General features: G+C 58.5%; 11 protein-coding genes. 9 read left to right on the plus strand and 2 right to left on the minus strand.

What is annotated here, in order from left to right; translation table 11 throughout:
- Window positions 1-32 precede the first annotated feature (32 nt).
- Complete coding sequence (gene prpF / locus H8F23_RS12315; protein ID WP_194934538.1) at window positions 33-1,223, plus strand: 2-methylaconitate cis-trans isomerase PrpF; 1,191 nt, start codon at window positions 33-35, stop codon at window positions 1,221-1,223.
- Window positions 1,224-1,408: 185 nt separating this feature from the next.
- A complete protein-coding gene (prpD, locus tag H8F23_RS12320; protein WP_194934539.1) occupies window positions 1,409-2,893 on the plus strand; it encodes a 2-methylcitrate dehydratase in 1,485 nt (494 codons plus the stop codon).
- Window positions 2,894-2,982: 89 nt separating this feature from the next.
- Here the strand turns inward: prpD and H8F23_RS12325 are convergent, their stop codons facing one another.
- A complete protein-coding gene (locus H8F23_RS12325) occupies window positions 2,983-3,897 on the minus strand; it encodes a DMT family transporter (protein ID WP_194934595.1) in 915 nt (304 codons plus the stop codon).
- A 113-nt stretch (window positions 3,898-4,010) separates the two neighbouring features.
- On the opposite strand from H8F23_RS12325, the gene H8F23_RS12330 reads away from it, so the two are divergent.
- A complete protein-coding gene (locus H8F23_RS12330) occupies window positions 4,011-5,420 on the plus strand; it encodes an aminotransferase-like domain-containing protein (RefSeq protein ID WP_194934540.1) in 1,410 nt (469 codons plus the stop codon).
- Between the two features lie 114 nt (window positions 5,421-5,534).
- Here H8F23_RS12330 and ppsR read toward each other — a convergent pair whose 3' ends face one another.
- Complete coding sequence (gene ppsR / locus H8F23_RS12335; RefSeq protein ID WP_034152875.1) at window positions 5,535-6,353, minus strand: posphoenolpyruvate synthetase regulatory kinase/phosphorylase PpsR; 819 nt, start codon at window positions 6,351-6,353, stop codon at window positions 5,535-5,537.
- Between the two features lie 174 nt (window positions 6,354-6,527).
- On the opposite strand from ppsR, the gene ppsA reads away from it, so the two are divergent.
- From ppsA to H8F23_RS12365, 6 genes are all read left to right on the plus strand, one after another.
- On the plus strand, window positions 6,528-8,903 hold the full coding sequence (ppsA, locus tag H8F23_RS12340; RefSeq protein WP_194934541.1) for a phosphoenolpyruvate synthase: 2,376 nt from the start codon (window positions 6,528-6,530) through the stop codon (window positions 8,901-8,903).
- Window positions 8,904-9,000: 97 nt separating this feature from the next.
- A complete protein-coding gene (locus H8F23_RS12345; RefSeq protein WP_099758459.1) occupies window positions 9,001-9,990 on the plus strand; it encodes an alpha/beta fold hydrolase in 990 nt (329 codons plus the stop codon).
- A gap of 224 nt (window positions 9,991-10,214) precedes the next feature.
- The gene (gene rraA, locus H8F23_RS12350; RefSeq protein WP_093431777.1) at window positions 10,215-10,706 is read left to right on the plus strand and encodes a ribonuclease E activity regulator RraA; all 492 of its coding nucleotides are present in this window, start codon (window positions 10,215-10,217) and stop codon (window positions 10,704-10,706) included.
- 22 nt (window positions 10,707-10,728) lie between these two features.
- Window positions 10,729-11,724 (plus strand): zinc transporter ZntB, encoded by a 996-nt coding sequence (locus H8F23_RS12355; RefSeq protein WP_093431779.1) that lies wholly within the window; start codon window positions 10,729-10,731, stop codon window positions 11,722-11,724.
- 63 nt (window positions 11,725-11,787) lie between these two features.
- On the plus strand, window positions 11,788-12,036 hold the full coding sequence (locus H8F23_RS12360; RefSeq protein ID WP_008076827.1) for a hypothetical protein: 249 nt from the start codon (window positions 11,788-11,790) through the stop codon (window positions 12,034-12,036).
- A 2-nt stretch (window positions 12,037-12,038) separates the two neighbouring features.
- Window positions 12,039-12,863 (plus strand): mechanosensitive ion channel family protein, encoded by an 825-nt coding sequence (locus tag H8F23_RS12365; protein ID WP_007916401.1) that lies wholly within the window; start codon window positions 12,039-12,041, stop codon window positions 12,861-12,863.
- The last annotated feature ends 19 nt before the right edge of the window (window positions 12,864-12,882 follow it).

Raw genomic sequence — 12,882 nt, forward strand, 5'->3', positions numbered from 1 at the left:
CTTGGGTCTCACGCCTGTGGTTAAGGAGCACCATGGCTCACGCACCACAAATCAAAATCCCTGCGACCTACATGCGCGGCGGTACCAGCAAAGGCGTGTTCTTCAGCCTCAAGGATCTGCCCGAAGCGGCCCAGATTCCCGGCCCGACCCGCGACGCTTTGCTGCTGCGCGTGATCGGCAGCCCCGACCCGTACGACAAACAAATTGATGGCATGGGCGGCGCCACGTCCAGCACTAGCAAAACCGTGATCCTGTCGAAAAGCATCAAGGCCGATCACGACGTCGACTACCTGTTCGGTCAGGTCTCCATCGACAAGCCGTTCGTGGACTGGAGCGGCAATTGCGGCAACCTCTCGGCAGCGGTCGGTTCGTTCGCCATCAGCAACGGTCTGGTCGACGCCAGCCGCATTCCGCACAACGGTGTCGCCGTGGTGCGCGTGTGGCAGGCCAACATCGGCAAAACCATTATTGCCCATGTGCCGATCACCAACGGCGAAGTGCAGGAAACCGGTGATTTCGAACTCGACGGCGTGACCTTTCCGGCGGCCGAAGTGCAAGTCGAATTCATGGACCCGGCAGCGGAAGAAGAGGGCGGCGGTGGTTCGATGTTTCCCACCGGCAACCTCATCGATGAGCTGGAAGTACCGGGTGTCGGCACGTTCAAGGCGACCATGATCAATGCTGGCATTCCGACGATTTTCGTCAATGCTGAAGACATCGGTTACACCGGTACCGAGTTGCAAGGTGCGATCAACAGCGATCCGCAAGCGCTGCAGATGTTCGAGACGATTCGGGCTTATGGCGCGTTGCGCATGGGGCTGATTGCCAATCTGGACGAAGCGGCCAAACGTCAGCACACGCCGAAAGTCGCGTTTGTTGCCAAGCCTGCGGATTACATCGCATCCAGTGGTAAAGCGATTGGCGCCGGCGACGTGGATTTACTGGTGCGCGCCTTGTCGATGGGCAAATTGCACCACGCGATGATGGGCACGGCGGCCGTGGCCATCGGCACCGCTGCAGCAATCTCCGGCACCCTGGTAAACCTCGCGGCCGGTGGCGTTGAACGTAATGCCGTGCGCTTCGGGCATCCGTCCGGGACGTTGCGCGTTGGCGCCGAAGCCAGCCTGGAAAACGGCGAGTGGGTGGTGAAGAAAGCCATCATGAGCCGCAGTGCGCGTGTCCTGATGGAAGGCTACGTACGCATCCCCGGAGATTCCTTCTGACCCAGTACACAACCCCCTCGTAGGAGCTGCCGAAGGCTGCGATCTTTTGATCTTGATCTTCAAAAACAAGATCAAAAGATCGCAGCCTTCGGCAGCTCCTGCAGTGGATCGCATTTAACCTATAAGAAAAAAGTTAGCCCTGAACCGAGGTCCCATCAACGAACCACTTCAAGAGTGAATCGAACATGAGCGCCAACGTCGACCTGAACAACCGCCCCGACTACGACCGTGTCCTGCAGGACATCGCCGATTACGTCCTCACCTTCAAAGTCACCTCTGCCGAAGCCTTCGACACCGCCCGCAACTGCCTGATGGACACGCTGGGCTGCGGCCTGCTGGCCCTGCGCTTCCCCGAATGCACCAAACACCTTGGCCCGATGGTCGAAGGCACCGTCGTGCCGTTTGGCGCGCGAGTCCCGGGCACGTCCTATCGTCTCGACCCGGTCAAAGCCGCATGGGACATCGGCTGCATCGTCCGTTGGCTCGACTACAACGACACCTGGCTCGCCGCCGAGTGGGGGCACCCGTCGGACAACCTCGGCGGCATTCTTGCGGTGGCCGATCACCTCTCGCAAAAACGCCTGGCCAACGGTGAGTCGCCGCTGACGATGCGCGATGTGCTCGAAGCGATGATCATGGCCCACGAGATTCAAGGCGTGATTGCCCTCGAAAACTCCTTCAATCGCGTAGGACTCGATCACGTCATTCTGGTGAAAGTCGCTTCAACCGCTGTTACCGCCAAACTCATGGGTGCTAATCGCGAGCAATTGCTGTCGGCGTTGTCCCATGCATTCGCTGATGGTCAGGCGCTGCGCACTTATCGCCATGCACCGAATGCCGGTTCACGAAAATCCTGGGCGGCGGGGGATGCGACGAGTCGTGGTGTGCGTCTGGCCGACATCGCCATGCGCGGCGAGATGGGTATTCCCGGCGTTCTCACTGCCAGGCAATGGGGCTTTTATGACGTGCTGTTCAGCCACACCAATAGCGATCTGGCGCTGAAACCGGAGAATAAACGCGCCTTCAGTTTCTCGCGCTCGTTCGGCAGTTACGTGATGGAAAACGTGCTGTTCAAGATCAGTTTCCCCGCCGAATTCCACGCGCAAACCGCCTGTGAAGCGGCGGTGACGTTGCATCCGCAAGTGCGCAATCGTCTGCACGAAATCGACAAAATCGTCATCACCACCCACGAGTCGGCGATCCGCATCATTTCCAAGGTCGGACCGTTGGCCAACGCTGCCGACCGCGACCACTGCATCCAGTACATGACCGCCGTGCCACTGGCCTTCGGCAATCTGGTCGCCGAGCAATACGAAGACGATTTCCACCGGGCGCATCCGATCATCGATGTGCTGCGCGAAAAAATGGTCATCATCGAAGATCCACGTTTCACCCGCGAATATCTGGAGGCTGACAAGCGCTCGATTGCCAACGCCGTGCAGGTGTTTTTCAAGGATGGCAGCAGCACTGAAAACGTCGTGGTGGAATACCCGATCGGTCATCGTCGCCGCCGTGTCGAGGGCATTCCATTACTCGAAGACAAGTTCAAGGCCAACCTGGCCACACGTTTCACCGGCCAGCGCAGCGGCGAAATCTTTGCGTTGTGCAAGGATCAGACGCAGCTGGAGTCCACCCCGGTAAACCGTTTCGTCGACCTACTTGTGATCTGACGAAAAACCTGTAGGAGCTGCCGCAGGCTGCGATCTTTTGACTTTGATTGTAAAAAACAAGATCAAAAGATCGCAGCCTTCGGCAGCTCCTACACGGACCGCGTACGCCATTTTTCGATGGGCAATTTGGTGATCGCAAACCCGCTCAACAAAATCGCCGAATAGATCATCAGCTCCCGGGACAGGGTTTGTCCCTCGTACCAGGCGCCGATGATCACGGCGAATACCGGGAAAATGATAAACACGAACGACAGGATGATTGGGCTTAGGCGTTTAAGCAGCAAAAAGTAAACGATGAATCCGCCGACCGAGGCCACCAGCCCGAGATAGAACAGGGCGGCCCACGAGCGTGTTGTCACTTGCGCAAACACCGGCGTTTCGACGCTCAATCCGACAATAAATAACATCGCTCCGGCAATGCCGATCGGCAGCGTGTTGTAGGTAATCACGCTGATCGCGCTGCCATGTTTTTTCGTCACCACGTAACACAGCGCATGCATCACCGCCGCACACAGAATCGCCAACACGCCAAGCCATTCGGCCTGATCCAGATGCAGACCCTGGCTGCGAATAATCATGAACAGACTGCCGAAACCGATCGCGATACCGAGCATTTGTGACGGGTAGATTCTCTCGCGCAGAAACAGCGCGGAAAACAACAGGATAAATACCGGCATGCAACTGAACAGTAATGCAGTCAGACCCGACGATACGTGCATCTCACCGTAGTTGAGCAGGTAGTAAGGCAGGCTGAAATACGACAGCGTGACGAACACAAAGAACCAGCGGCTTTGTCGGGGAAACAACAGCGGTTCCTTGCGCAACAGCGCGAAGCTCAGGAACAGCGGAAAAGCAATCAGAAAACGCAGCCCGGCGGCCGTCAGCGGCGGCACGCTTTCCACCGCAATCTTGATCCCCAGCCACGTCGTGCCCCAACTCAGACAGACGATCAGAAACAGCGTGCTGGTGATCAATCCGGCGAGCCAGGGTTTGCTGATGTGCATCGGTGTGCTGACGGCGGTCGACATGCGGCGTACTCCGAACGGTGGAATTGACCTGATCGCGGAAACGGTCTATTTCTGATTGAACCTTTTTAAGCACGCTATTCGGGGCGAGAATGACTGTCAAAGTAAGTATTGCCATGGTGTCAATCATCCGTGATGGACTCGCCAATGGCGTGGGCGTGAAGTACAAACGCCTGGCGAATGCCGTCGCGCAGGCCATCGATGAAGGCATTATCGATGCCGGTAGCAAACTGCCGCCGCACCGGTTGTTGGCCGACAGTCTCGGAGTGACCATCGGTACGATCAGCCGTGCCTATGGCGAATTGGAGCGCGTGGGATTGGTCGTCGCCCGCGTCGGAGATGGCACTTATGTGTGTCAGCGCGGGATGGAACGGCCGCGGGACAAAGGCTTTCGTAATGTCAGCGATGAGCCGTCAGCCTGCTTCGACATGAGCCGCAACCAGCCGATTCCGGCGCAGGAAGCGGCGTTCATGAGTCAGAGTCTGCAGGAACTGGCCAGCGATCCTCGGGTGCTGCAACAGTTGACCGGGTACACCGCTGAAGCCGGGTTGGCGCGGCATCGTGTGGCGGGGGCGGTGTGGTTGCAGCATGCGGCGTATGTCCCGCATGCCGATCAGGTGTTGTGCGTCAACGGTGGCCAGCATGGTCTGTTGTGCACGTTGATGGGCTTGCTCAAGGCCGGCGACACCGTTGTGACCGAGCATTTGTCCTACCCGGGATTGATCGGTGTCGCACGCCAGCTCGGGATAAAACTCATTGGCGCGGCAATGGATGACGAAGGGCTTTTACCGTCGGCGCTGGAGGACATTTGTCGTCAGCATCGTGTTTCAGCACTGTATTGCACCCCGACGATCCAGAATCCTACGGCCGCTGTAATGTTGATCCCACGGCGCGAGGCGATTGCCGACCTCTGTCGTCAACACAATCTGCTGATTATCGAAGACGAGGCCCATGCCGTTCTGGATCGCCAGCGCCCATTGCCGCTCAGCTATTTTGCGCCGGAGCGATCGGTGTTGATTGGCAGTCTGAGCAAGGCTGTTTCGGCGGGGCTGCGCGTCGGTTATCTGCATGCGCCGCAAGCGTTGACCGGACGTTTGAGTGCCGCCATCCGCGCAACGTGCTGGATGGCCAATCCGTTATCGATGGAAGTCGCCAGCCTGTGGATTGAAAGCGGCATGGCCGAGCGTTTACTGGACGAGCAGATCAGCGAGATCGCTCGGCGCAAAGCGTTGGTGGCGCCTGTTCTGCAGGGTTTGAATTACAAGACTCACCCTTATAGCCCGCACTTCTGGGTGGAAGTGCCTGAGTTGTGGCGGGCGTCGCAGATTGCGGCGGAGTTGAAGGAGAACAATTATCTGGTGGCGACCGCTGAGGCGTTTGCGGTGGGTCACGCAGCAGTGCCGCAATTTATTCGGGGGAGTGTGTGTAATGCGGTGGGCGATGATCGGTTGTTGCTGGCAGGCTTTGAGGCTCTGGCCAAGGCATTAACAGACACCGTGTAATCGTTCTTCGCGAGCAAGCTCGCTCCCACAGTGGACCGCATTCTTTCAGTTGGAATGCATTCCCCCTGTGGGAGCGAGCTTGCTCGCGAAGGCGTCAGCCCAGACACTACAACTCTACTTGAACCGCCGTTCCACACCTTTCTCCACCAGAATCTTCGCCGAAATCTCTTCCACCGAAAAATGCGTGGAGTTGATGTTGGGGATGTTCTCGCGGCGAAACAGGTTTTCCACTTCGCGCACTTCGAACTCGCACTGGGCGTAGCTCGAATAGCGGCTGTTGGGCTTGCGCTCGTTGCGAATCGCGGTGAGGCGGTCCGGGTCGATGGTCAGGCCGAACAGCTTGTGCTGATGAGCGCGCAGGGCCGTCGGCAGGGTCAGGCGTTCCATGTCGTCTTCGGTCAGCGGATAGTTGGCCGCGCGAATGCCGAACTGCATGGCCATGTACAGACACGTCGGCGTTTTGCCGCATCGCGACACGCCCACTAGTATCAAATCGGCTTTGTCGTAATAGTGCGTGCGCGCGCCGTCGTCGTTGTCGAGGGCAAAGTTAACCGCCTCGATACGCTCCATGTAATTGGAGTTGTGCCCGATCGAGTGCGACTTGCCGACCGTGTAGGAAGAGTGCTCGGTCAGTTCCTGCTCCAGCGGGGCAAGAAAGGTCGAGAAAATGTCGATCATGAAACCATTGGACGTTGCGAGAATCTCACGGATGTCCTGATTGACGATGGTGTCGAAGATGATCGGACGGAAGCCGTCGGTTTCAGCGGCTTTGTTGATTTGTTGTACCATGGCCCGCGCTTTTTCAACGCTGTCGATGTACGGTCGCGTGAATTTGCTGAAGGTAATGTTTTCGAACTGCGCCAGAAGGCTTTGACCCAGGGTTTCGGCTGTGATGCCGGTGCCATCGGAGATGAAGAAAGCAGATCGTTTCATTTGCACCTTGGGCCTTAAGCTAGTGACGAATCTTGGATATGATAGGCGCGATTTGCTGGCCGCCATTGGCCAGCATTCTCACTTATTTTCCAGGTCCAGGCCATACAACCGGCCAAGGCTCCCCCGGGCCGCCGGTTTCTGAGCTTTTCCAACACAGTTAGTGGAGAGATCACCTTGGTAGAGTACGTAGTTTCCCTCGATAAGCTCGGCAAACACGATGTTGAGCATGTGGGGGGCAAGAACGCATCCCTGGGCGAGATGATCAGTAACCTGGCAGGCGCCGGTGTTTCGGTCCCCGGCGGCTTCGCCACGACGGCCCAGGCCTATCGTGATTTCCTCGAACTGAGCGGCCTCAACGACCAGATCCACCAGGCCCTCGACGCGCTCGACGTTGATGACGTCAACGCCCTGGCCAAGACCGGCGCACAGATCCGTCAATGGATCATGGAAGCCGAATTCCCCGAAAAACTGAATGCCGAGATCCGCACCGCGTTCGCCGCGCTGTCGGCCGGCAACCCTGATGTGGCCGTGGCCGTGCGTTCTTCCGCCACCGCCGAAGACTTGCCGGACGCCTCGTTCGCCGGTCAGCAGGAAACCTTCCTGAACATCCGTGGTGTGGAAAACGTTATCCGCGCCGCCAAAGAGGTGTTCGCTTCGCTGTTCAACGACCGTGCGATTTCCTACCGCGTGCACCAGGGCTTCGACCATAAACTGGTCGCCCTGTCGGCTGGCGTGCAGCGCATGGTGCGTTCGGAAACCGGTACCGCTGGCGTGATGTTCACCCTCGATACCGAATCGGGTTTCCGTGACGTAGTGTTCATCACCGGCGCCTACGGCCTGGGCGAAACCGTCGTACAAGGCGCGGTCAACCCGGATGAGTTCTACGTGCACAAGGGCACGCTGGAGGCCGGTCGTCCGGCGATCCTGCGTCGCAACCTGGGCAGCAAAGCCATCAAAATGATCTACGGCGACGAGGCCAAGGCCGGTCGTTCGGTCAAGACCATCGATGTCGACAAGGCTGAGCGCGCGCGTTTCTGCCTGAGCGACGCTGAAGTCAGCGAACTGGCCAAGCAAGCGATGATCATCGAAAAGCACTACGGCTGCCCGATGGACATCGAGTGGGCCAAGGACGGTGACGACGGCAAGCTGTACATCGTGCAGGCCCGTCCGGAAACCGTGAAAAGCCGCACCCAGGCCAACGTCATGGAACGTTACCTGCTGAAAGAAACCGGCACCGTGCTGGTGGAAGGTCGTGCGATTGGCCAGCGCATCGGCGCCGGTAAGGTACGCATCATCAAAGACGTGTCCGAGATGGACAAGGTCCAGCCGGGCGACGTACTGGTTTCCGATATGACCGACCCGGACTGGGAACCGGTCATGAAGCGCGCCAGCGCGATCGTCACCAACCGTGGCGGCCGTACTTGCCACGCGGCGATCATCGCCCGTGAGCTGGGTATCCCGGCAGTGGTCGGTTGCGGCAACGCCACCCAACTGCTGAAGGATGGCCAGGGCGTGACCGTGTCCTGCGCCGAAGGCGACACCGGTTACATCTTCGAAGGCGAACTGGGCTTCGACATCAAGAAGAACTCCGTCGACGCCATGCCGGAGCTGCCGTTCAAGATCATGATGAACGTCGGCAACCCGGACCGCGCCTTCGACTTCGCGCAGCTGCCGAACGCCGGTGTGGGCCTGGCCCGTCTGGAATTCATCATCAACCGCATGATCGGCGTCCACCCGAAAGCGCTGTTGAACTACGACGGTCTGCCGCAGGAAATCAAGGACAGCGTCGACAAGCGCATCGCCGGTTACAACGACCCGGTCGGCTTCTACGTCGAGAAACTGGTTGAAGGCATCAGCACCCTCGCGGCTGCGTTTGCACCGAAGAAAGTCATCGTGCGTCTGTCGGACTTCAAGTCCAACGAATACGCCAACCTGATCGGCGGCAAGCTCTACGAGCCGGAAGAAGAAAACCCGATGCTGGGCTTCCGTGGCGCTTCGCGTTACATCAGCGAATCGTTCCGTGACTGCTTCGAACTCGAATGCCGCGCGCTGAAACGTGTGCGCAACGAGATGGGCCTGACCAACGTCGAAATCATGGTGCCGTTTGTCCGTACTCTGGGCGAAGCCAGCCAGGTTGTTGATCTGCTCGCCGAGAACGGCTTGAAGCGCGGCGAGAACGGTCTGCGCGTGATCATGATGTGCGAACTGCCATCCAACGCGATCCTTGCTGAAGAATTCCTCGAATTCTTCGACGGTTTCTCGATCGGTTCCAACGACCTGACTCAGCTGACCCTGGGTCTGGACCGCGATTCCGGTATCATCGCGCACCTGTTCGACGAGCGTAATCCGGCGGTCAAGAAGCTGTTGGCCAACGCGATTGCGGCATGCAACAAGGCCGGCAAGTACATCGGTATCTGCGGTCAGGGTCCTTCGGACCACCCGGATCTGGCCAAGTGGCTGATGGAGCAGGGCATCGAAAGCGTGTCGCTGAACCCGGACTCCGTGCTGGAAACCTGGTTCTTCCTCGCCGAAGGCCAGGCGCAGGCCTGATCAATATGTGAACGGCCCGTTCCCTCTCAGGGGCGGGCCTTGAGATTCAAGTAGGGCGGGCTCCTGTAGATGCCGCCCTTTTTTGTGCAAGAGCATTATGCAAAGCAGCAGCAACTTATTTCCTGTCGCCCTGATCAGCGCCGAACGGCGTGGTGATCTGAGCGAAGACGTGTATCGCTTGAAACCCGGCAACAGTCCCGACTGGTCCGTGGAAATCGCTGTGACCCGTTTGGGCATGGCCGATGACTCGACCCCTCGCGGTGTGCCGGTGATTCTGCTGCACGGCAGTTTTTCCAATCGGCGCTTCTGGTTCTCACCCAAAGGCCTGGGCTTGGGCGCATATCTGACGCGCCTGGGGTTCGACGTGTGGATTCCGGAGATGCGCGGCCACGGCCTGTCGCAGCGCAACGAAGAATACCGGCGCAATCGCGTGGCCGACTATGCCCGCTACGACCTGCCGGCGATTGCCGCGTTCGTGCGTGAGCAGAGCGGGCAAGTGCCGCACTGGATTGGTCATTCGCTGGGCGGCATCACCCTGGCGGCGGCGCTCGGTGGCGAATACCTGGGCGAGCCGGCAGTGGCCTCGGCGGCGTTTTTCGGCACCCAGGTCAGCCGCACCTACTGGCCGCTGAAAATCCCGCCAGTAGAGTGGAGTGGGCGCTTTATCCTCAAGCGTTTTGCGCAATTGTCGGGTTCGCGTCTCAAACGTGGCCCGGAAGATGAGCCGATCGGTCTGGCGCTGGAAAGCATGCGCTGGTACGGCTTGTTCGGACGTTTTGGCGACAAGGACAAGGATTGGTGGGCGGGGCTGGCCGATGTTCAAGTGCCAGTGCTGGCGGTGACCGCAGCAGGGGATCATCAGGATCCGGCCTGGGCCTGTCGCAAATTGTTCGAGCAGATCGGCTCCGAGCACAAGCAGTTCATCAATCTGGGGCGCGAGCAGGGCTTCAACGATAATTTCGGCCATGTCGAGATGTTGGTGAGCAAAGCAGCGCAGACCGAGGTCTGGCCATTGGTGGCGCGCTGGTTGAACGATCAGCACACGCCATTGCTGGGCGAGAAGCCGGATCTGGCCGCTGCCGTGTGAGTGCGAAGGCCTTGAAGGGATTTCGTTCAGGTTGGCTTGCGGCTAAGATATGACGCAATGTGCGGATCTGGTCATTTTTGGTGGCGGTTTAGCTATTACGTTTCAGGGTTTGTTCAGGTTCGTTCAGCGACCATGGGATGGACTAAGGTAAACAACGACCACCGAAACTCGTCTCCTCAGAACGCAGCATCCTTGATCGTTTTCCTTTTTACAGGAGTTTTTCGATGAACCATTACCTTACGCCTGATCTGTGCGACGCCTATCCGGAGCTGGTACAGGTGCTGGAACCGATGTTCAGCAATTTCGGCGGCCGTGATTCGTTCGGCGGCGAAATCGTGACCATCAAATGCTTCGAAGACAACTCGCTGGTCAAGGAACAGGCTGAACTCAAGGGCAGCGGCAAGGTGCTGGTGGTCGATGGCGGCGGTTCGCTGCGCCGTGCGCTGCTGGGCGACATGATCGCCGAGAAGGCTGCGAAAAACGGCTGGGAAGGGCTGGTGATCTACGGCTGCATCCGTGACGTTGACGTCATCGCCCAGACCGATCTGGGCGTGCAGGCGCTGGCCAGCCATCCGATGAAAACTGAAAAACGTGGTATCGGCGACCTCAACGTCCCGGTGACTTTCGCCGGTGTGACGTTCCACCCGGGCCACTACATTTATGCGGACAACAACGGCGTGATCATCTCGCCGAGTCCGCTGAAGATGCCTGAATAAGCTTTTCGACAAAGGGATGCGGATGTTCGAGGAAGAAAACGCGCAGTGGGGGCTGGTGCATGCCCTGGTGCTGGACGGAAAAGGCGGTGCGCGTTCGATAGCCCGGACTGAGCTCGACGATTTGCAACTGCAGGCCCATGAAAGCCTGTGGCTGCATTGGGATCGCAGCCATCCGCAGACCCAGACCTGGCTGCGCAAATCCAGCGGGCTCAATGAATTCACCTGCGATCTGCTGCTGGAAGAGAATACCCGGCCGCGTCTGCTGCCGCTGCCGGATGCCGAACTGTTGCTGTTTCTGCGCGGGGTCAATCTCAACCCGGGCGCCGAGCCTGAAGACATGGTCTCGGTGCGGATTTTCGCTTCTGCCCAACGGGTGATTTCCCTGCGTTTGCGCCCGTTGCGCGCCACCGATGAGCTGCTGGCGCAATTGGCCGACGGCAACGGCCCGAAAACCTCCTCCGAACTGATCCTTTATCTGGCGCAGTTCCTCACCAACAAGGTGCAGGATCTGGTCACTTGCCTCTCGGAAATCGCCGATGAGGAAGAAGAAAAGATGGATGCCGACGAACGGTATACTCCCGAGCATGGCGCCATTTTGCACATCCGTCGCCGGGCGGCCGGACTAAAGCGATTTCTCGCGCCGCAGCGGGATATTTTCGGACAACTGACGCGGATAAAACTGCCGTGGTTTGTCGATGACGATGCCGATTACTGGAACGAACTGAACAACAGTCTGACCCGCTATCTCGAAGAGCTCGAATTGACCCGAGAGCGCGTGGGGCTTGTGCTGGAGGCCGAAGACCGGCGCTTGAGCGAGCGTATGAATCGCACGATGTACCGCTTCGGGATCATCACCTGCATCTTTTTGCCGATGAGTTTTATCACCGGTCTGCTGGGTATAAACGTCGGCGGAATTCCGTTCTCCAGCAGCCCGTATGGTTTCCTGATTGCCTGTTTGACGGTGCTCGCCCTGGCCTTTGGTCAGTGGTGGTTATTCCGTCGTTTGCGCTGGGTATGAAGATGGCGCATGTGACCCGACCAAATCTGCCCGCGTCTTTCACAGACATCACGAGAGGTGCGTATGCACGATCCGTTTGAACAGTCTTTGCGCGACATGCTCAACGCTTCGCCGTCCAGCCGCGACGACGATGCGTGCCTGGGCCGCGTACTCAAAACCGCCAACCGCCAGGTTGGCGCCGGTGATCTGTTCAGCCTGCTGGGCCGTTGGCTGCCCGCGCTGATGATCGCCCTGAATAATGGATCGGCGCATGTCTCGCCGGTTTCCCGTCTTCGCAAACCTACCGCTCGCACTGCTGATAAGGCTGATTGAATATGGAACTTGATCTCTGGACTCAGAGCCTCGTCACGGCAATGACTGCGTTGTGGACCAAAGTCGCCAACTTCATCCCGAACCTGTTCGGCGCACTGGTTGTGCTGCTGTTGGGTTTCGTCGTGGCCAAGCTGCTCGATACCCTGCTGTCCAAACTGCTCGCCAAGCTCGGTCTTGATCGCCTGATGGGCGGCACCGGGCTGACCAAATTGATGTCGCGCGCAGGGTTGCAAGTTCCGATCTCGACCCTGATCGGCAAGATCGTTTATTGGTTCGTTCTGCTGATTTTTCTGGTTTCTGCAGCAGAATCCCTTGGCCTTGAGCGAGTTTCGGCTACGCTGGATATGTTGGCGCTCTATTTGCCGAAAGTATTCGGCGCGGCGCTGGTGTTGCTGGTAGGTGTTTTGCTCGCCCAACTGGCCAACGGGCTGGTTCGCGGGGCGGCAGAAGGCGTGGGCCTGGACTACGCTTCGGGGCTGGGGCGAATTGCGCAAGGGCTGGTGATCATCATCAGCATCTCGGTCGCGATCAGTCAGCTTGAGGTCAAGACTGACCTGCTGAACCATGTGATCGTCATCGTTTTGATTACCGTTGGTCTGGCCGTAGCGCTGGCCATGGGTTTGGGAAGCCGGGAAATTGCCGGTCAGATTCTCGCGGGAATCTATGTGCGTGAGTTGTATCAGGTTGGGCAACAAGTGCGTGTTGGCGAGGTCGAAGGCCAGATCGAGGAGATCGGCACGGTTAAAACCACATTGCTGACCGATGAGGGTGAGCTAGTCTCTCTTTCCAATCGGATCCTGCTGGAACAGCATGTGAGTAGCCGCTAATCCGGCAAACCCTGCTAAT

Origin of the sequence: Pseudomonas neuropathica (genome assembly GCF_015461835.1) — a bacterium.
Taxonomy (GTDB): Bacteria; Pseudomonadota; Gammaproteobacteria; order Pseudomonadales; family Pseudomonadaceae; genus Aquipseudomonas; species Aquipseudomonas neuropathica.